Source organism: Acidisoma sp. PAMC 29798 (assembly GCF_030252425.1).
Classification (GTDB): domain Bacteria; phylum Pseudomonadota; class Alphaproteobacteria; order Acetobacterales; family Acetobacteraceae; genus Acidisoma; species Acidisoma cladoniae.
In genome coordinates this window covers 214,889-233,515 of sequence record NZ_CP126994.1, presented here as the reverse complement: position 1 = coordinate 233,515, position 18,627 = coordinate 214,889, and the positions used below count along the sequence as shown (strand labels likewise).

Sequence of the window (18,627 nt, the reverse complement as noted above, 5' to 3'; positions counted from 1 at the left end):
ATGCCTGACAATTCGGCCCCCTTCATCGCTGCGCGGCGCGACACGCCTCGCGACTTCGCCCCCGGATATCGCCCGCAATTGGCGGCGACGGCGCAGACTGAGCAAGCACGGCTTGAACCCCTCCTGAAGCGCTTGGTGGAAGAACGCGACCAGGCGATCGCCGATCGCAAGGCGGATAAGACGCGTCACGCGGCGCAGCTGGCGAACGCGATCGCGACGCTTGAAGCCGATCTCTTCGCCGCGCGCGATGCAAGCCGGGCGGCCGAGGCGGAACGCGATATCATCCTGTCCTCGACGGCCTGGCTGACCACCGCGCCGATGCGCGGCATCGGGGCGACCCTGCCACCGTCATGGCGCCTCAGGCTGCGGCGTATCCTGCGCTCCCTCTATGGGTGGGCGAGCGTGCAGGGTCCTCGGCGACTGGAAGCGCGCCACGCCCGCGCCGCGATCGCGGCCTCGGCGCTTCCTCCGTCCGAACCGGCCCCGCCGCTGGAAACCGAGTATGGCCGTTGGATCCGCGAGCATGACACGCTGACGGACAGCGACCGTGATGCGATCCGCGCCCATATCGGGTGCTTTACCCATCATCCGTTGATCTCCGTGATCATGCCGACCTATGAGACGCCCGAAGACCTGTTGCGGCAGGCCATCGCCTCGGTCCGCGCACAGCTGTATCCCTATTGGGAACTCTGCGTCGCGGACGACGCCTCACCCTCGACGGCTGTCGTGCGGATACTGCGGGAGGCGGCCGCCGAGGACCCGCGCATCAACTGGATGCGGCGCGACAGCCACGGCCATATCGCGGCCACCACAAACGCCGCCTTGTCTCTAACGACGGGCAGCTTCGTGGCGCTGATGGACCATGACGACCTGCTGCCGGAACAGGCGCTTTACGAAGTCGCAGCCGAGATCGACGCACACCCCGATGTCGATCTCATCTACAGCGACGAGGATCAAATCGATGGCAGCGGGCGGCGGAGCGCGCCCTATTTCAAGACCGACTGGAATATAGACCTGCTGCTCGGCCATAATATGATCAGTCATCTTGGCGTCTATCGCCGGTCGTTGCTGGTGCAGGTTGGCGGTATTCGCGGCGGCGCCCTGACCGGCAGCCAGGATTACGATCTCGCCTTGCGGATGGCGGCGGCGAGTGCGCCGGAGCGTATTCGCCATATCCCTTCGGTGCTCTATCACTGGCGCCGCACGGCAGACACGGCCACGTCCTTCTCCGACGCGCAGCCCGAACGCTGTATCATGGCTGCGCGCCGGGCGGTCGCCGACTATCTCGGCAGCCAGGGCCTGGATGCCGTCACGCTGCTGCCAGCGCCATCGGCCAAGAATTGGACCCGCTTGCGCTGGCCGGTGCCCGATCCGGCGCCCCGCGTCACCCTGATCATGCCCATCCGTGATCATCCGCAGCTTCTGGCACGCTGTGCCGCCGGCATTCTGCACCGGACCGACTATCCCGATATCGCGCTGTTGATCGTCGACAATGACAGCACCGACCCGGAAACCGTCGCCCTTTTGGCAAGACTGCAAGCCGCCGACACACGGGTCCGCGTCATGCGCGTCCCCGGCCCGTTCAACTATTCCGCCCTCAACAACGCCGCCGTCTCCCGCGCGCAGGGCGACATCATCGTCCTGGTCAATAACGATATCGACGTGATCGAAAGCGGCTGGCTGCGGGAAATGGTTTCGCACGCAGTCCGGCCGGATGTCGGGGCTGTGGGCGCGAAGTTGCTGTACGCCGACGGACGTATCCAGCATGCGGGGATTGTCCTGGGCGTAGGTCGGCATGGGGATGGACCGGGCGTCGCCGGCCATTTCGGCCATGGCGCGGTGGGCGATGCGATCGGCTATTTCGGCCAGTTCGCCCTGACGCGAGAGGTGGCTGCCGTCACAGGCGCCTGCCTCGCCATGCGTCGCGCGGTCTTCGAGGCTGTCGGAGGCCTGGACGACACGCATCTGCCGGTCTCGTTCAACGATGTCGATCTATGCCTGCGCATTCGCGAGACGGGGCTACGGGTGATCTGGACGCCCTTCGCGGAACTCTATCATCTCGAATCGCATTCGCGGGGCGCGGATCTCAGCCCGGAGCAGGTCACGCGCGCGGCTGGTGAGGCCGCCTATATGCGCGCGCGATGGGGCCCTGTGCTCGACCGCGACCCGTTCTACAACCCGAACTTCGATCATGTGGATCATCAGTTCCGGCTGGCGACGGGGCCGCGCCGGGAAAAACGGTGGCATGCCTATCGTGAGGCGAGCCTTGAGTAGGGTGGAAAAGCGGAGCGCATTCCACCAGCCCATCAACGTACCCGAATAACGACGAGAGACTTAGCGCGCCGTCCAACGCTCTGCCGCCGCGTCATCCGCGCCACGGGCCTCCACCCAATGGGATGCGCCTTCGGCGAAATGTTCCTGCTTCCAAAAGGGCGCGCCGACCTTCAACCAGTCGATCAGGAAGGCCGTAGACTCCAAAGCCGCCTGCCGGTGTCGCGATGCCGTCATCACAAGCACGATGCGGCCGCCGACGGGAATGCGGCCGGTGCGGTGGATGATCCGGCACCCGTCCAGCGGCCAGCGGGTCTCCGCCTCAGCCGCCATGCGAGCGATGGCGCGCTCCGTCATGCCGGGATAATGCTCCAGCGTCATCGCGTCGATCGGCCGCGCCCGGCCACGACGGACAATGCCCAGGAAGGAGGCGATGCCGCCCACGTCGCCATCGCCGGCGAGCAGCGCATCCATTTCGACCGTTGGGTCGAAATCCTTGGGGCCGACGGTGATCACCGCCATGTCTCAGCCGCCGGTGATCGGGGGAAAGAAGGCGATTTCATCGCCGGGCTGGACCGCCGCTTCGACCGAGGCGAATTCCTGATTGACCGCACAACGCACGCGGGCATTGTCGGCCAGCGCCTCGGCATACCGCGTGCCACGCGCCCGCAGCCAGACGATCAAGGCGCCGACGCTACGCACGTCCAACGGCGGATCGACCCGTTCCTCCGCGACGCCGATGCGCTCACGAACCCAGGCGAAATACAGAATCTGCATGGTCGTGCGCGCGCTCGCTCAACGCGGCGCGCCGATGGTGCTGATCGTGCCGTTCGGCATGACGAGCGTGCTGGTGCCGTTGCCATTCGGAATCAGGATGCCGCCGCCCTGCCCGGCGATGGGCCCAAGCGTTTGATAATTGGCCGTGCCACCTTCCACCGTCGTCGGTCCGCCCGGTGTCTGAATGACGGTGCCGATCTTCGGCATCGTCAGCTCCGGCGCCAGGGTATAGGGCGACCTCACAGGCGGCGTCATGCCTTGCAACGGCACGTTCATGGTGCCGACACCCGGCAGAGGGGCGCCCGGGGCCGTCCTCATGCCTGGCAGGGTGCCGAGGCCAGGCATCATTCCGGGAGTCGTCGGGATCGGACCAAGCTGGGGTGCCGTGCCGCCACTCAGATCCATCTGTTTCTGAATTTCGGCGAGCGTCGGCATGGCGGGGATCGACGTCGGCCAGACATTGCCGGTCTCGGGGATCAAGGCCAGTTGCGTGCCGGAGCCGCCATTCGCGCGTGCCATATTGGCGCCGTCGCCCGCCGGCTTGTTGGGATTGGTGTTGAACGTATGGGTATCGCCGACGAAATGGCCGAACCCCGTGCAGCCGGAGAGAAGAAGAAGGCCTGAGATCGCAATCCGCCGCATGAGGGTCGCATCCTTGAGGGTGGCCGGAGATCGAACGTGCATCGTTTGGAATGAATGCCGCGACGTGTCCCTGGTCATGCCACGGGACAGGTCAAGGCATCAAGAAACGTGTATCTTCGGAGCCTCGCCACCGCTCTTGCGGCGGGCGCTGCCATCTGCATGGCGCAGCCCGGCCACGAGATAATCCCAGCCCGTGACGATTGTCAGCAAGGCGGAAATCCACAGCAGGATGGTGCCCAGAAGCCAGACCGGCAGCCAGGAGATATGAAGCAGTGCCGCGGTGGAATTGCCCGCCAGCAGCATACCCAGCGCCCCCATCTGCACCCCAGTCTTCCATTTGGCGAGGCGCGTGACCGGCAGACCCACCCTTATCTCGGCCAGAAATTCGCGCAGCCCGCTGACCAGGATTTCGCGCAGCATGATGACGATGGCCGGATAAAGACCCCAGGCGCCGAGCCGCCCGTCCCCCGCCAGCATGATCAGAACAGCGCCCACCAACAGCTTGTCGGCGATCGGGTCCAGCATCCGACCGAGGTCGGAGAACTGCTGGCGCGAGCGCGCCAGCCGGCCGTCAAGGTAGTCGGTAATCGCGGCCGCCGCGAACACGAGGCAGGCGGCAAGATCCCCAACCGGCGTGCGCAAGGAGGCGAGCACGATCAGCACCGGGATCGCGGCCACGCGGGACAAGGTCAGGACATTGGGCAGATCTGTGAGCATGCCGGATGAGACTAGGCTTCCATGGCCTGTCAGGAAACGGGTTCCATGCGAACACCGGGATGAAAATGCGCATAAACCCGCCGCGCCGTCTCCCGGTTGATGCCGGGGACCGCCGCGAGGTCCGTCAACCCCGCCTGTTTGACCCCGCGGGCCGAGCCGAAATGGTGCAGAAGGGCGCGTTTGCGCGCCGCCCCGATGCCATCGATCTCATCGAGTTCACTCTGCGTCAGCCCTTTGGACCGGCCGGCCCGGTGGGTGGTGATGGCGAAGCGATGCGCCTCGTCTCGCAATCGCTGGAGGAAATAGAGCACCGGATCGCGGGACGGCAGCTGAAACGGCGCCGCCCATGCGGAATGAAACCACTCCCGCCCCGCATCGCGGTCGGGACCCTTGGCGATCGCCACCAGGGGAATCTCCGATACCCCCAGCTCCTCCATCACCGCGCGGGCCGCGCTGAGTTGCCCGGCACCGCCATCGATCAGAACTAGGTCGGGCCAATGGGGATCGTCCCGATCCGCATGCTCCTTCAAGGCGCGGCCGAAGCGGCGCTGCAGCACTTCCTTCATCATCGCGAAATCGTCGCCCGGCGCGATCGGCCCCTTGATGCCGAATTTTCGATAGGCCTGTTTCATGGGGCCATCGGGTCCCGCGACCACCATGACGCCGTAAGGGTTGGTGCCCATAATGTGACTGTTGTCGTAAATCTCGATCCGCTCGGGCGGCCCCGGCAGACCAAACAGCTCGGCGGTCGCTTCCATGAGCTTCGCCTGTCCCGCGCTTTCCGCGAGCTTCCGCTCCAGGCTTTCGCGTGCATTCAACTCGGCATGGGCGACCACGGCGCGCTTCTCCCCCCGCTGGGGCACGGCCAGCGTCACCTGCCGCCCGGCGCGTAGCGCCAAGGCCTCTGCGATCAGCGCTTCCTCGGGCAGTTCGTGATTGAGCAGCAGCAGCGGCGGCGGCGGCTTGTCCTCGTAGAACTGACCGATGAAGGCGGCGAGGACCTCGGCCGTTTCCTCGATCTTGGCATGGCTCGGGAAAAACGCCCGGTTGCCGTTATTGCGGCCGCCCCGCACGAAGAACACCTGAACACAGGTCTGGCCGGCGATCTGCCAGGCCGCCACCACATCCGCGTCGGTTAGGCTCGCCGGGTTCATAATACCCGTGCCCTGCACATGCGTCAGACCGCGAATGCGGTCGCGCAGCGTCGCCGCACGCTCGAACTCCATGGCGGCCGAAGCCTGTTCCATCTCCGCCGCCAATTCCTTCTGCACGGTAGCGGCTTTGCCGGTCAGGAAGCCTTTGGCCTGATCGACGAGCTGCCGGTAATCGGCGGGCCCGATCTTGCCGACGCAGGGCGCCGAGCAGCGCTTGATCTGGAACAGCAGGCATGGCCGCGTCCGGTTCGCGAAAACGCTGTCGGAGCAGGAGCGCAGCAGGAACAGCCGTTCCAGCGCCGTCAGCGTCTGATTGACCGACCAAGCCGAAGCGAAGGGCCCCCAATAACTGCCCTTGCGGGTCTGCGCGCCGCGATGTTTCACGATTTGCGGGAACTCATGATCCTCGGCCAGCATTAGCCAGGGGTAGCTCTTGTCGTCACGCAGAACGATGTTGAAGCGCGGGCGCAACCGCTTGATGAGATTGGCCTCCAGCAGCAGCGCCTCGGCCTCGGTATGCGTCGTGACGATTTCCATCGACGCCGTTTCCGACACCATGCGCCGCAGACGCTCAGGCAGGCGGCCGAGCTGCGTATAGGAGGTGACGCGCTTCTTGAGGCTGCGCGCCTTGCCGACATAGACGGCGTCCCCCTTCTCATCGAGCATCCGATACACGCCAGGGCTCCGCGGCATGGTCTCCAACGCGGCCTCGATGACGGCCACCCCTCGGAGGGGCGGAATAGCCGGCAGGCTGGTTGTATCAGGCGCGGTGTCAGCCTCGATCATCATGGGAACTACTGTCGGCACTCCAAATAAAAGGTGACATAGGCCTGTGGATATCTCTGTGGGGCAATCGCGGTCGCCTTAGGGCGTCCTCGGTTACGCGACCTGCGCGAGCTGGGGATAACATTTTGGAAATTCTGATTTAAGTTGTTGAAATTAAACATTTTATACAGCTGATCACGCAAACGAAGTCAATATGAGCTGTCATGACACTGTAACTATTGAGCCTTCGGGATATTGGTGGAAAAGATTTGCCCACGGGAGCGCTCGATCTCCACACCCGCCGATGCGGCGTCCCGAAAAACTGTGAGCTTTTCCACACGGATACGGACGCGAACGACACGCGGGTCCTTCAGGCAGAGTTGAGCGATCTTCTCCGCCATGGTTTCCACCAGGGCGACATGAGCCTTCGCGATCATCGACCGTACCCGCCGCGTCATGCCATCGTAATCGACCACGCGGTCAAAGCTATCCGGGCCGACGCCGTCCGGATGGTCGAGACCGTCATCCGCCACCCAATAGGACATGTTCACCCGGATCGGTTGGCGGCCATCCTGCTCCTCGGCATAGACGCCGATCCGCGCATCCAGACACAGATCGCGAACGAAGACCCGGCGCAGGGCCGCGTCGGGCTGGGTCACTCCAGAATGCCTGACGAGGCGGCGCCCCATTGCAGATGCTGCCCGCCATCCAGCGCCAGCATCTGACCGGTCATCGATGGCAACGACAGAATGGCCATCATCGCTGCCGCCACTTCCTCGGCCGAGGTGCCGACGCCCAGCGGCAGGGATTCGCATTGGCGGGCGAACTCGGCCTCCGTCTGCCTGGGGCTTGGCAGGGCCGGCCCCGGCCCGATGCCCATGACGCGAATGCGCGGCGCAAGCGCAAGCGCCATGCTTTGGGTCAGGGACCACAATGCGGCTTTGCTCACGGTATAGGACACGAAATGCGGGGTCAGCGACCACACCCGCTCGTCGAGCATATTAATCACGACGCCATGCGCCTCCGCCGGCAGGGCCCGCGCGAAATCCTGCGTGAGCAGGAAGGGCGCCCGCAGATTGGGTTCGATATGCCGGTCCCAGCTCTCGCGCGTCGCATCCTGCCACTCATCGCGCTCGAAGACACTCGCATTGTTCACGAGCAGGCCGAGCGGCCCGAGGGCCGTTTCGGCCGCAGCCACCAAACCGGCGACCGCACGCTCCTCCCCCAGATCGGCCCCAAGGGCGACAGCTTGGCCGCCTGCGTCGCGAATGTCTTGGCACAGGGCCTCCGCCGCCTCGTCACTCGTGTTGTAGTGGACTGCAACGGCAAAGCCGGCGGTGGCCAGCGCCTCGACCATGGCGCGACCGAGCCGCTTCGCGCCACCGGTGACGAGGGCGGTCCGTGGAATCCGATGGTCGATCATCATTTTTTCCCGCGCGCTGCTGAACGTTTCGGGCCGGAGCGACCGCGTCGCTTTTCGGGGTCGTAACCGCCGCCACCCGGCCCCATGGGTTCTGGCATAAAGTCTCGCTTGCCAATGCGCTGCGCATTGGGCGGCGGCGCCAGGCCGAGGTCCAGAGCTTCCAGGCGCTTCAACTCATCCCGCAGCCGGGCCGCCTGCTCGAACTCAAGATCGGCCGCCGCGGCGCGCATGCGCTTCTCGATTTCCGCGATCGCCGACCGCAGATCCTTGCCGACGAAATCACCGATGCCCCCATCTTTGACCGGCGCGACCGTCACGTAATCCTGCTCGAAGACTGAATCGAGCACCTCGGTGATGTGCTTGCGCACCGAGGTCGGCGTGATGCCGTGATCCTGGTTCCACTCGTGCTGCTTCTGCCGCCGCCGGTCGGTTTCTTCCAAGGCCGCGCGCAGGCTGCGCGTCATGACATCGGCGTAGCAGATGACACGACCATCGACGTTACGCGCGGCGCGACCGATGGTCTGGATCAACGATGTCTGGGAGCGGAGGAACCCTTCCTTATCGGCATCCAGAATGGCGACCAGCATGCATTCTGGAATATCGAGCCCCTCGCGCAGCAGGTTGATGCCGACGAGCACGTCGAACACGCCGAGGCGCAGGTTGCGAATGATCTCGATGCGTTCCAGCGTATCGATATCCGAATGAAGGTAGCGCACCTTCACGCCCTGCTCGGTCAGGTATTCGGTCAAATCCTCAGACATGCGCTTGGTCAAAGTCGTGACCAGAACGCGGCCCCCCAGATCGCGCACGATGCGGATTTCGGCGAGCAGATCGTCCACCTGCTTCTCGACTGGCCGGATTTCCACCACCGGATCGATCAGGCCGGTGGGGCGGATCACCTGCTCGGCAAAACTGCCGCCCGTCCGCTCCATCTCCCAGGGACCGGGGGTCGCCGAGACGAACATGCTTTGCGGCCGGAACCGCTCCCATTCCTCGAACTTTAGCGGCCGGTTGTCGGCGCAGCTCGGCAGCCGGAAGCCGAAGTCGCTAAGCACGGTCTTGCGCGCCGCATCGCCGCGCGACATGCCACCGATCTGCGGCACCGTGACGTGGCTTTCATCGACGATGAGCAGCGCATTCTCGGGCAGATACTCGAAGAAGGTCGGCGGCGGCTCACCGGGTGCGCGGCCGGTGAGATAGCGGGAGTAATTTTCGATCCCTTTGCAGGAGCCGGTGGTCTCCATCATTTCGATATCGAAGGTCGTGCGCTGATTGAGACGCTCGACCTCCAGCAGCTTGCCCTCGGCCTGCAATTCGTCGAGCCGCTCTTTCAGCTCGTGCTTGATGCGAATCACTGCTTGGCTAAGCGTCGGGCGCGGCGTCACGTAATGGCTATTGGCGTAGATCGTGACTTGCTCCAGCGAGCCGGCGATGGTGCCGGTCAGGGGATCGAATTCGCTGATCGCCTCGATTTCATCCCCGAACAGGGTGATGCGCCAGGCGCGGTCCTCGTAATGACTGGGGTAGATGTCCACGGTCTCGCCCCGCAGCCGGAAGGTGCCGCGCGCGAAGGCGATGTCGTTCCGGCGATACTGCAGTTCGACCAGCGCCTTGGCCAGAATATCGCGGTCGATCTTACCGCCCACCTCCAGCTTAACAATCATCTTGGCATAGGTCTCGACCGAGCCGATGCCATAGATGCAGGAGACAGAGGCGACGATGATGACGTCGTTGCGTTCCAGCACCGCCCGCGTCGCCGAATGGCGCATGCGGTCGATCTGTTCGTTGATCTGCGCGTCCTTCTCGATATAGGTGTCGGTGCGCGCGACATAGGCTTCTGGCTGGTAGTAGTCGTAGTAGCTGACGAAGTATTCCACCGCATTGTCGGGGAAAAAGCTCTTCATCTCTGCAAAGAGCTGGGCCGCCAGCGTCTTATTGGGTGCCAGGATCAGCGTCGGGCGCTGGATCGCCTCGATGACCTTGGCCATGGTGAAGGTCTTGCCAGAGCCGGTGACGCCGAGCAGCACCTGGTCCCGCTCGCCGGCTTCCATGCCGCGCACGAGTTCGGTGATGGCGGTCGGCTGATCGCCCGCCGGCTCGAATTCGGAGACGACGCGGAAGGGCTTATCGACCGGCCGAGGCGGCTGCTTCTGCGGCATGAAGCCGAGCACGGGCTGGACGATAGACGGCGGGGACGGCGGGGCGAGCACCTGGGACATAGTGAGAACATAGTCGCCCAGGCGGCGGTAATCGAGGGGGTCCGGCGAGGCTAGATGCCACGTGAGTGCATGGCGGATGACGCTACGCTTATCCGCCCTACAAGGCGACGACTCGTAGGGTGGATAAGCGTAGCGTCATCCGCCAATTTTACCCGCGTCACGGCTGCCGATCGACCTCGAACCCCAACTGCGCGCGCGAAACACCGATGTCGGACAGCATATGGTCGTCCATCCGCTCCAAGTCGCGGCGAAGGTTTGCGTCACGCCGTAGCCGACGAAGCACCGAAACCACACCACGCCAGAGCGTGACGACAGGCAGCCTGGGCACCGCAAAACGGCTGGTTCGGAGAGTGAGCGACATGACGTTTTCCTTTTCTGCGATGACCACAGTCGGACAGTGAGCCGCCCCTCGGAATTAGAAAAACGAATTGTTTTCATCGCACTCATCACGTAAATTGATGCGGATGAACCATCCGGCATCGCTCGATCCCGATCTGCTCCGCGTCTTCGTCTATATCGCCGAGGAGCGGAGCTTCACCCGCGCCGCCCAATTGGTGGGGCGCACGCAATCCGCCGTCTCCATGCAGGTGCAGCGCCTGGAAGCCGTGCTCGGCCAACAGCTTCTGCATCGGGGGCGCGGCGGCAGCGTGGAGCTGACGCGTCATGGCCAGTTCCTGCTGCAGCGCGCCCGCGACATGCTCGCCCTCAATGACGACGTCTGGCGGACCTTCCATCAGCCCTCCGTCAGCGGCACCGTCTGCATCGGCACGCCAGACGACTATGCCTTGCGCTTTCTGCCGGACGCTTTGATGCGCTTCGCGCAGAGCCATCCGAATGTCGAAGTGGAGGTGGTCTGCGCGCCGTCCGATGAACTGGTGCCGCGCCTTAAGGCCGGCACGCTGGATCTGACGCTGCTCTCCGACGGCTATCAGCCGGAGCAGTTCCCCACGACCGAACTCTGGCGCGGTCCACTCGTCTGGATCACCTCGGATCGTCACACGGCGCATCGCATCGATCCGCTGCCCGTGGCTTTAGCGAGCAGCCTTTGTCATTGGCGAAAGGCGGCCGTGGCACAGCTTGAGCGGAGCGGCCGGGCCTATCGCGTCGCCTATACCTCGGCGACACAGACCGGCACTCTGGCACCTGTCTTGGCCGGTCTTGCCGTGGGGGTTTCGCCCTCGACCATGCTGCCGCCGGGGGTTCGCGTTCTCGGACCGGAGGACAACGTGCCATCCCTGCCGGATTTTCGCGTCGTCATGGTCAAGGGGCGGGATGCGCGGCAGCCGGTGACGGATGTTCTGGGCGATTACATCGCCGAGACATTCGCACGCGAGACGGAGAAGGCCGGCGGTATGCGGACCGGGCTGGCCGCTTAAGCCGCGGGCTCGCGTGTGTCCGGCGCGGTGCCGAGTGATTTGATCAGGTCCAAGACCCGCGTGCGGACGCTGGGATCGCTGATCCGGTAATAGGCAACAATCAGGTCCTGGGCTTCGCGCTTATCCGGCGCATCCAACGAGAACTCTTCCTGCGATTCGGCGAAGCCAAAAGCGGGGGCTGCGCGCGGCGGGGTCGGCGGACTGGCCCCATATCCCCCGGGGATTCCTTCATAGAAAAAGCCGATCTCAACACCCAGGGCGCGTGACAGGTCGAGCAGGCGCGACGCCCCGACCCTGTTCATGCCCCGTTCGTATTTCTGGATTTGCTGAAAGCTCACACGGAGCGCGTCTCCGAGCTTCTCCTGCGACATGCCGAGCTGTGTGCGGCGCAAGCGGATGCGGGCACCAACGTTGACATCGATCGGGCTCGGGCTCGAGGTCGGGCTCTGGCGGTTCTCTCGGATCACGAGGCCGGTATTAACAGATTCGGTCACGTTTCGTTAAAACTCCTCCGTTTGGCCACGCTTCGGAAAGAGTTTGTTAGCTTTGGACAACGGCCTGTAAATACCCAACTGGGCCTTGACAGATCATCTTAATTGTGAAATTGCCGGCGCACCGCTCCAAGAAACCAGCCCGCTATCAAAAAGATCATTGCCAGAGCGGTGGGGGCCCAAAGTCCACAGCGCGAAAACAGGGTCGGCGGCAGGTCGCCCGGCAGTCTGCCAACCCAAACGCCTTGACGTCTCATGCCAATACGGCCGATTTCGCGCCCGGAGGCATCGAAAAGGCCCGAAATCCCCGTATTGGCGGCGCGGGCCAAAGGAAGACCTTCTTCCACCGCACGCAGCCGCGCCGCCGCCAGATGCTGACGCGGGCCACTGCTATTGCCGAACCAGGCATCGTTGGTGATCAGCGCCATCCAATCCGGCCGATCCGCCTCCCGAATGATCTGGCCGGAGAAAATCGATTCATAGCAAATGAGCGGACCGACCGGCGGCAGGCCCGCGATATGAAGCGTGCGCGGCCCCGGCCCACGCGAAAACCCCTCGCCGGGCAGGATCTGCATCGGCAACCAGGCCGGCTGATACTCCCCAAACGGCACGAGATGCCATTTGTCGTAGATGGCCGCCAAAGGCCCAGGCCCCTGCACGGCGCCGAGGCTATTATAGATTCGGTTGCCGGTGCCGAACCGCAGCATTCCGGCCAGGACCGTGACGCCAGGCCCCACCGTCTCGGCAATGGCCTGCCGCGCGGCGGCATCACTCTCCAACAGGAACGGCGACGCGGTTTCGGGCCAGAGCAGCACGATCGGCGCCGAAGGGTCACGGCCCGCTCGGGCCTCAGCCACCGCCTTGGCACTGAGTGTCAGGTAGCGCCGGAACAAGGCCAGCGCGGCGGCGCGGTCCGAGACGAATTGCGCGTCCCCGTTTCCCTGGATGACGCCCACCGTCACGCCCGACGGCTTGGGATGCGCCTCCGACAAGCGCCATCCGCCCGCCCCAGCCCAAAGCAGCATAAGGACGGCCGAGGCAATCACGCCCCGCCTGCCAAGGACCGGCAGTGAGGCGGCAAAAACAATCCCGAGCGTCAGCCCCAAGACACCGATCCAGGCAGCAGGCTGAATGAGGAGCGTGCCGACGATGCCAGGCAAAGCCACGTCGGTTCCCCAGAGGTTCCAGGGAAAGCCGGTGACCGCGAATTGGAGGGCGAGATCGGCCAGCGTCCAGGCGCCTGTCAGCACCAGAACCCTCGGGAGACCTGCTGGTGCATACCAGGCCAAGGCACAGGGGACTGCGATGAACATGCCGATCAGCAGGGCAAGGCCCGGAACGGCGAAGGGCACAAGCCACCAGAAGTCTGCCGCCTCCAACAAGATCGGCTCGGTGATCCAGTAGAGACCAATGAGGAGGTGGCCGAAGCCGAAGGCCAGGCCGAGCGTACCGGCGCGGCGGGCGCTGGGCGCGCGACCGATCAACCATAGCAGACCGGGGAGGCTAATCCACAACACCGGCAAGAGGTAGGTTGGGGGTAAGGCAAGGGCGGAGATGAGGCCGAGCAAAAAGGCGAGGACCAGGGGCTTCCGCATGATCAGGCGGCTACAGGGCTGCAGAAGGCTTGGCAAGGCACCTTCCGCGCCAAGACGCGTGAGGTCTGGTGGTGATTGACCCAAATGTCATCTAGTGGACACCTCCACGTGCCTGCAGACTTCGCAAGAAAGTTCCCCGCGCCGATGCCCGTCGCCAATCCGCGCCTCATCCTGGCTCTGGACGCCACATCGGCCCGTTGCTCGGCCGTGCTGTGGCGCGACGGTGCGGCCCTGGCGAGCGAGGCGCGTTCAGGATCAACGGGCGAGGCAGCCCTGTTACCGCGCATGGTGACCGACCTGCTCGCCTCGCAAGGCATCATGGCGGGCGCGCTGCATGCAATCGCGGTCGCCATCGGGCCCGGCAGCTTCACCGGCCTGCGGGCGAGCCTCGCGCTGGCGCAGGGTCTCTCCACGGGGGCGAATGTTCCGGTCATCGCGGTGACGGTCGCCGAGGCGCTGGCAATGGCGGTGACCCCTACCGAGGGGCGGCCGATCTGGTGTGCCTTGGATGCCCGTCAGGGGCGCCTCTTCCTCCAGCGCTCCCGCCTGCCTGAGGTTTGGGAGGTGGTGACCTTGGACAATCCGCCCCTGCCGGAGGGGCGCGTGCTGCTGACCGGCGACGCCGCCGAGGCTCTGGCGCTAAGGCTGCGGGCTGCCGATGTCGATGCTGTGGCCAGCACCGCGTATCAGACCCATGCACGCGACGTCGCGATGGCGGCGGTCCTCAGGCTCGACGGCGCGCTGCCGCCGCTGGATCTGGCGCCGCTCTACATCGATCCGCCACGTGCCCTGCTGCCGCGGGGCGGCTTGAGACCGCCGCCTCAAGCGCTGACCCCGGTGCCATGAGCGTTCTGCGCGTCGGTCCCCAATATGCGACGGTCTTCGCCAGCATCCACGCCAATGCCTTCGCGCTGAAGGAGGCGTGGTCTGTCGGCGCCTTCCAGGTGCAGCTTGAAATGCACGGCGTCATCGGTCTGCTGGAACCGCGCGGTGGCCTCGCCCTTATCCGCGTCACGGCCGATGAGGCGGAGTTGCTGACAATCGCGGTCACCCGGTCCGCGCGCCGTCAGGGCCTTGGCCGCGCCCTGCTCACGGAGGCGATGCGCATCGCCTCCGGTCTCGGGGCCGCAGCGATGTTCCTGGAAGTCGGCTTTCGCAATGCGGCTGCGCGCGCCCTCTATGCCGAGATGGGCTTCGTCCAGGTCGGCAACCGACGCGGCTATTATGCCAATGGCGAGGATGCCCTGGTGCTGCGAGCGCCGCTTTCCGGCGCACTGGCCCCGGTTGCCACGTCGTAGAACACACGGCAGTCTTCCGGCCATGAGAATTCACATCCAGAACCCGGCCGAGCCCTCGGTCTTCACCGTCACCCCGTCGCAATGGTCCGAAGCCATGCACCGCGCCGGGCAGGACCATGCCGGCCATACCGTGAGTTTCGGAACGACGGAGGCCGAGTTCAAAGCGGCCGCGCCGGGGATCGAGGTGCTCGTCAGCGGGCCTGGCCCACTGAAACCGCTGATCCCGGCGATGCAGCCGGATCATGCCCCCGCGCTGCGCCTGATCTTCAGCGTGGCGGCCGGCATCGACACCCTGCCGCGTGACGCGCTGCCGCCGGTGCCCTTCCTCAACAATCGCGGCGCGCATACCGAAAAGGCGGCCGAATTCGTCATCATGGCCCTGCTCATGCTGACCAACGGCATGCCGGACTGCATCGAGGATCAGCGCAACCACCGCTGGGAGCAGCGCTTCACGCGGGGTCTGCGCGGCCGGCGGCTGACCGTTCTGGGTCTCGGTCAGATGGGCGGCGCCTCGGCCGAACAGGCCGCGCATTTCGGCATGCGCGTCACCGGCATTCGCCACACGCCGGCGCCGCATCCCGCCTGTGAAAGCGTGGTCGGCATGGACGCGCTGGACGCGGTCCTGGCTGAGACGGAGTTCCTGTTGCTGTCCTGCCCGCTCACCGATGCGACGCGCCGCATCCTGGACCGACGGCGGATTGCCCTGCTGCCGCAGGGCGCGACGGTGATCAATATCGGGCGCGGCCCGCTGATCGAGCAGGAGGCGCTGTGCGACGCCCTCGATGACGGCCATTTGGCCGGCACGATCCTGGACGTTTTCGATCCCGAGCCGGTACCGGAGGATGACCGCGTCTGGACCACCCGCAATCTGGTCATGACTCCGCATGTCTCGGTCGATGATATCGTGACCTATATTCCCCGGTCGCTCGACATCTTCTGGGCAAACTTCGCGGCCTTTGAAAAAGGCGCGCCGCTGTTGACCCCGGTGGATTTCAAGAAAGGGTATTGAGGGGACGCTTGATGGTGGAATGCGCTGCGCTTTTCCACCCTGCGTGGTGTGCCTCGTCCCTACGCAGGTGACTTGTCGCCAATTTGCTGAACCCCACACAATCTACATCGTTACCCGCGCACTTGATGCGCGGGTAACGATGTACTTTGGACGGCGCTATCGTCCGCCCGACGCCGTGATCACCGTGCCGGTGACGTAAGACGCGGCCGGAGACAGCAGCCATACCACCGCCTCGGCGATTTCCTGGGCTTCACCGATGCGCCCCATGGGCGTGATCCGACGTGCGGTGTCGCGCATCGCATCGCTCGCCATATCCGTCGCGGTCATGCCCGGCGCCACGGCATTCACCCGAATGCCCTCGCTGCCGACTTCGGTGGCCAGGCCCTTGGTGAAACTCTCCACCGCGCCTTTAGTCGCCGCATAGGGACACAGACCGCTGAGGCCACCCAGCCGCGCGGCGATGGAGGAGAGATTGACGATGCTGCCGCCCGCGCCGCCATGTCCGGTCGACATCCGCCGCACGGCTTCGCGCGCGCAATACATCGTGCCGAGGACATTGACGGCGAAAAGCCGCTCCAGATCCTCCGGCGTCTGCATGTCGATCCGCGCCGCCGTGCCGATGATGCCGGCATTGTTCACGAGGCCGATAATCGGCCCCAGGGCCTGTTCCGCCGCGTCGAACATCGCCACGACCTGACGCGAATCCGCCACGTCCCCCGCGATGCAAGCGGCCCGGCCGCCCTGCGCCTGGATGGCCGCCGCCACGCGCTCCGCTGCCGCGCTGTCCCGCGCATAATTGACTGCCACAGCATAGCCGCGCTCAGCCAAAAGGCGACAGACGGCGGCGCCGATGCCCCGGCTGCCGCCAGTCACGATCACGGTTCCAAGGGCCACGGTGCTCTCCTTTACGGACGTTTTAGACTTTGGCGACGTGCAGCATATTGGTGCCGCCGGACTGGCGGAACGGCACGCCGGCGGTCACCACGATCTGATCGCCCGGCTGGGTGAAGCCTTCCTGACGGCTGATTTCGCCGGAACGCTCGGCGGCGTCGGTAAAGGAGTCGATCTCCTTGGTGACGACCGCATGCACGCCCCAGACCACGGCGAGACGGCGGGCCGTCTCCGGTCGCGGCGTCAAACCGATGATCGGGCAGTCCGGCCGTTCCCGCGCGACGCGCAGCACGGTGCCGCCGCTATCAGTGAAGGCGGCGATCACGGGGGCGCCGATGGTATGCGCCACCTGCTGGGCAGCGGCCGCGATGGCATCCGACGAATAGCCCTCAGGCGCGGGGCGGCTGGCATTGGTGATGTGCCGCCAGCCTTCGTCCTGCTCCACGCGGGCAACGATCCGGTCCATGATATTCACCGCCTCGAAGGGATATTGGCCCGCAGCGGTTTCGGCCGAGAGCATCACGGCATCGGCGCCATCGAAGACCGCGGTCGCGACGTCGGAGGCTTCGGCGCGGGTCGGCGCGGGCGCCGTGATCATGCTTTCCAGCATCTGGGTCGCGACCACCACGGGCTTGCCCATCTGGCGGGCGGTGCGAACGATGCGCTTCTGCGCCAGCGGCACTTCCTCGGGCGGCAGTTCGACGCCGAGATCGCCACGCGCGACCATGACGGCGTCGGACAGGCGAATGATTTCGTCCAGGTTATCCAGCGCCTGCGGCTTCTCGATCTTCACCATGATCCAGGCGCGACCATCGGCGATTTCCTTGGCCTCGATCACGTCCTCAGGACGCTGCACGAAGGACAGGCCGATATAATCGACGCCATTGGCGAGGGCGAAGTCCAGATCGATGCGGTCCTTGGCGGTCAAGGCGGGGATTGGCAGGATCACGTCCGGCACATTGACGCCCTTACGGTCCGAGAGCGGGCCGCCGAAGACGACTTCGCATTCCAGGTGATCGTCCCGCTTATGCGTGATGCGAAGGCGCAGCTTGCCGTCATCGAGCAGCAGGTTGGTATTGACCATCGCGGCGGCGATGATTTCGGGATGCGGCAGATTGACCCGGCGGACATCGCCCGGCGTCGGATTGAGGTCGAGGCGGAAGGCCTGGCCGGCGGTCAGATGCACCTTGCCGGCAGCGAAACGGCCGACGCGCAGCTTGGGGCCCTGGACATCGGCCAGGATGCCGATGGGACGATCAAACCGCTTCTCGATCTCCCGGATGGAGGCGATGCGGGCCGCGTGATCCTCGTGGCTGCCATGGCTGAAATTGAGGCGGAACACGTCCGCGCCGGTCTGGAACAGCTTGGTGATGATCTCGGTCGTTGAGCTGGCCGGCCCGAGCGTCGCGATGATCTTCGTGCGGCGGCGGCGGCGCAGCCGCTGTGAAGCGATCGGCGTTCGTGAAAGCGACATTCCGGGCGTCCCAGCTTGAGATGAACGGGACCAAAGGTCCCTGGAGGCAAGGCGGACCTGAGAAGGCCCGTGCGCCTAAGGCCGAACGATAGACGATCCGGTCGGCAGGCGGCCCATGAGCCATAATAGCGGGGAGCGAATCAACCCCCTCCGCGCGCCCGGCTGCTGCCGGCTGCGACCCAGGCGGTCAAGCGCCCGACGATCGCGCCACCGTCGCCGGCAAGATAAAGGATTTTGAGCCGCGCCTTGTCGCCCGACCGGATCTCAATATCGGCCTTCCGTAGGCCAAGGCTCTGCGCCAGGAAGGCGACCAGCACCGTGTTCGCCGCACCTTCGATAGGCGGCGCGGCGACCCGCACTTGCAGGACGGCTCGTCCGTCCGCTCCTCGGATCACGCCTTCGACGGCGTTCTTGCTGGCGCGTGGCGTCAGCCGCACCGCGAGGCGAACACCGCCTGCCTCCGCCGCGAAGGGTAGATCGCTCAGCGTCATCGGTATCCGTCTCTCCCGCTGAACTGGTGCGTGG

19 protein-coding genes are annotated in these 18,627 nt (G+C 65.1%); 5 read left to right on the top strand and 14 right to left on the bottom strand.

From position 1 onward, the window contains the following. A complete protein-coding gene (locus QP803_RS01145) occupies positions 1-2,274 on the top strand; it encodes a glycosyltransferase family 2 protein (RefSeq protein ID WP_284945849.1) in 2,274 nt (757 codons plus the stop codon). A 60-nt stretch (positions 2,275-2,334) separates the two neighbouring features. Here the strand turns inward: QP803_RS01145 and QP803_RS01140 are convergent, their stop codons facing one another. The 9 genes from QP803_RS01140 to QP803_RS01100 all read right to left on the bottom strand — a co-directional run bounded on the left by QP803_RS01140 (position 2,335) and on the right by QP803_RS01100 (position 10,329). Beyond that, positions 2,335-2,793, bottom strand: coding sequence for a molybdenum cofactor biosynthesis protein MoaE (locus QP803_RS01140; RefSeq protein ID WP_284945848.1), 459 nt, complete (start codon positions 2,791-2,793; stop codon positions 2,335-2,337). Between the two features lie 3 nt (positions 2,794-2,796). Continuing rightward, positions 2,797-3,048, bottom strand: coding sequence for a molybdopterin converting factor subunit 1 (moaD, locus tag QP803_RS01135; protein WP_284945847.1), 252 nt, complete (start codon positions 3,046-3,048; stop codon positions 2,797-2,799). 18 nt (positions 3,049-3,066) lie between these two features. After that, positions 3,067-3,690 (bottom strand): hypothetical protein, encoded by a 624-nt coding sequence (locus QP803_RS01130; protein ID WP_284945846.1) that lies wholly within the window; start codon positions 3,688-3,690, stop codon positions 3,067-3,069. 99 nt (positions 3,691-3,789) lie between these two features. Then, complete coding sequence (pgsA, locus tag QP803_RS01125; protein WP_284945845.1) at positions 3,790-4,407, bottom strand: CDP-diacylglycerol--glycerol-3-phosphate 3-phosphatidyltransferase; 618 nt, start codon at positions 4,405-4,407, stop codon at positions 3,790-3,792. Positions 4,408-4,436: 29 nt separating this feature from the next. Continuing rightward, positions 4,437-6,347, bottom strand: coding sequence for an excinuclease ABC subunit UvrC (gene uvrC / locus QP803_RS01120; RefSeq protein WP_284947791.1), 1,911 nt, complete (start codon positions 6,345-6,347; stop codon positions 4,437-4,439). A gap of 215 nt (positions 6,348-6,562) precedes the next feature. Then, entirely contained in the window at positions 6,563-6,985 is a 423-nt protein-coding gene (locus QP803_RS01115) for a dihydroneopterin aldolase (protein WP_284945844.1), read from the bottom strand. Further along, positions 6,982-7,752, bottom strand: coding sequence for an SDR family oxidoreductase (locus QP803_RS01110; RefSeq protein WP_284945843.1), 771 nt, complete (start codon positions 7,750-7,752; stop codon positions 6,982-6,984). Before QP803_RS01110 ends, QP803_RS01115 begins: the two co-directional genes overlap by 4 nt. Further along, entirely contained in the window at positions 7,749-9,968 is a 2,220-nt protein-coding gene (uvrB, locus tag QP803_RS01105) for an excinuclease ABC subunit UvrB (protein WP_284945842.1), read from the bottom strand. The genes QP803_RS01110 and uvrB overlap by 4 nt, the downstream gene beginning before the upstream one ends. A 157-nt stretch (positions 9,969-10,125) precedes the next feature. Next, complete coding sequence (locus tag QP803_RS01100; protein ID WP_284945841.1) at positions 10,126-10,329, bottom strand: YjiS-like domain-containing protein; 204 nt, start codon at positions 10,327-10,329, stop codon at positions 10,126-10,128. A gap of 103 nt (positions 10,330-10,432) precedes the next feature. Here QP803_RS01100 and QP803_RS01095 point away from each other — a divergent pair, with 103 nt between their 5' ends. Continuing rightward, positions 10,433-11,344, top strand: a complete 912-nt coding sequence (locus QP803_RS01095; RefSeq protein ID WP_284945840.1) for a LysR substrate-binding domain-containing protein — start codon at positions 10,433-10,435, stop codon at positions 11,342-11,344. Here the strand turns inward: QP803_RS01095 and QP803_RS01090 are convergent. Together QP803_RS01090 and lnt are read right to left on the bottom strand one after the other, a co-directional pair. Next, positions 11,341-11,838, bottom strand: coding sequence for a helix-turn-helix domain-containing protein (locus QP803_RS01090; protein WP_434082876.1), 498 nt, complete (start codon positions 11,836-11,838; stop codon positions 11,341-11,343). The genes QP803_RS01095 and QP803_RS01090 overlap by 4 nt on opposite strands. A gap of 98 nt (positions 11,839-11,936) precedes the next feature. Continuing rightward, positions 11,937-13,466 (bottom strand): apolipoprotein N-acyltransferase, encoded by a 1,530-nt coding sequence (gene lnt / locus QP803_RS01085; protein WP_284945839.1) that lies wholly within the window; start codon positions 13,464-13,466, stop codon positions 11,937-11,939. A 72-nt stretch (positions 13,467-13,538) separates the two neighbouring features. Between lnt and tsaB the strand changes: the two genes are divergently transcribed. The 3 genes from tsaB to QP803_RS01070 are packed head-to-tail and all read left to right on the top strand — an operon-like array spanning position 13,539 to position 15,737. After that, entirely contained in the window at positions 13,539-14,276 is a 738-nt protein-coding gene (tsaB, locus tag QP803_RS01080; protein WP_284945838.1) for a tRNA (adenosine(37)-N6)-threonylcarbamoyltransferase complex dimerization subunit type 1 TsaB, read from the top strand. Continuing rightward, a complete protein-coding gene (locus QP803_RS01075) occupies positions 14,273-14,728 on the top strand; it encodes a GNAT family N-acetyltransferase (protein WP_284945837.1) in 456 nt (151 codons plus the stop codon). Before tsaB ends, QP803_RS01075 begins: the two co-directional genes overlap by 4 nt. Before the next feature lie 22 nt (positions 14,729-14,750). After that, positions 14,751-15,737 (top strand): D-2-hydroxyacid dehydrogenase, encoded by a 987-nt coding sequence (locus tag QP803_RS01070; protein WP_284945836.1) that lies wholly within the window; start codon positions 14,751-14,753, stop codon positions 15,735-15,737. Between the two features lie 156 nt (positions 15,738-15,893). Here the strand turns inward: QP803_RS01070 and QP803_RS01065 are convergent, their stop codons facing one another. From QP803_RS01065 to QP803_RS01055, 3 genes are all read right to left on the bottom strand, one after another. Next, positions 15,894-16,631 carry an SDR family oxidoreductase gene (locus QP803_RS01065; protein WP_284945835.1) on the bottom strand — a complete coding sequence of 246 codons (738 nt, stop codon included), beginning with the start codon at positions 16,629-16,631 and terminating at the stop codon, positions 15,894-15,896. Between the two features lie 22 nt (positions 16,632-16,653). Continuing rightward, positions 16,654-18,102 (bottom strand): pyruvate kinase, encoded by a 1,449-nt coding sequence (gene pyk / locus QP803_RS01060; protein WP_284945834.1) that lies wholly within the window; start codon positions 18,100-18,102, stop codon positions 16,654-16,656. A gap of 140 nt (positions 18,103-18,242) precedes the next feature. Further along, positions 18,243-18,593, bottom strand: coding sequence for a DUF167 domain-containing protein (locus QP803_RS01055; RefSeq protein WP_284945833.1), 351 nt, complete (start codon positions 18,591-18,593; stop codon positions 18,243-18,245). Between the last annotated feature and the right edge of the window lie 34 nt (positions 18,594-18,627).

Bases quoted from the DNA above. Each gene is read 5' to 3' on its own strand.
- QP803_RS01145 (WP_284945849.1), top strand. From the start codon at position 1: ATGCCTGACAATTCGGCCCCCTTCATCGCTGCGCGGCGCGACACGCCT.
- QP803_RS01140 (WP_284945848.1), bottom strand. From the start codon at position 2,793: ATGGCGGTGATCACCGTCGGCCCCAAGGATTTCGACCCAACGGTCGAA.
- moaD (WP_284945847.1), bottom strand. From the start codon at position 3,048: ATGCAGATTCTGTATTTCGCCTGGGTTCGTGAGCGCATCGGCGTCGCG.
- QP803_RS01130 (WP_284945846.1), bottom strand. From the start codon at position 3,690: ATGCGGCGGATTGCGATCTCAGGCCTTCTTCTTCTCTCCGGCTGCACG.
- pgsA (WP_284945845.1), bottom strand. From the start codon at position 4,407: ATGCTCACAGATCTGCCCAATGTCCTGACCTTGTCCCGCGTGGCCGCG.
- uvrC (WP_284947791.1), bottom strand. From the start codon at position 6,347: ATGATCGAGGCTGACACCGCGCCTGATACAACCAGCCTGCCGGCTATT.
- QP803_RS01110 (WP_284945843.1), bottom strand. From the start codon at position 7,752: ATGATGATCGACCATCGGATTCCACGGACCGCCCTCGTCACCGGTGGC.
- uvrB (WP_284945842.1), bottom strand. From the start codon at position 9,968: ATGTCCCAGGTGCTCGCCCCGCCGTCCCCGCCGTCTATCGTCCAGCCC.
- QP803_RS01100 (WP_284945841.1), bottom strand. From the start codon at position 10,329: ATGTCGCTCACTCTCCGAACCAGCCGTTTTGCGGTGCCCAGGCTGCCT.
- QP803_RS01095 (WP_284945840.1), top strand. From the start codon at position 10,433: ATGAACCATCCGGCATCGCTCGATCCCGATCTGCTCCGCGTCTTCGTC.
- QP803_RS01075 (WP_284945837.1), top strand. From the start codon at position 14,273: ATGAGCGTTCTGCGCGTCGGTCCCCAATATGCGACGGTCTTCGCCAGC.
- QP803_RS01070 (WP_284945836.1), top strand. From the start codon at position 14,751: ATGAGAATTCACATCCAGAACCCGGCCGAGCCCTCGGTCTTCACCGTC.
- pyk (WP_284945834.1), bottom strand. From the start codon at position 18,102: ATGTCGCTTTCACGAACGCCGATCGCTTCACAGCGGCTGCGCCGCCGC.
- QP803_RS01055 (WP_284945833.1), bottom strand. From the start codon at position 18,593: ATGACGCTGAGCGATCTACCCTTCGCGGCGGAGGCAGGCGGTGTTCGC.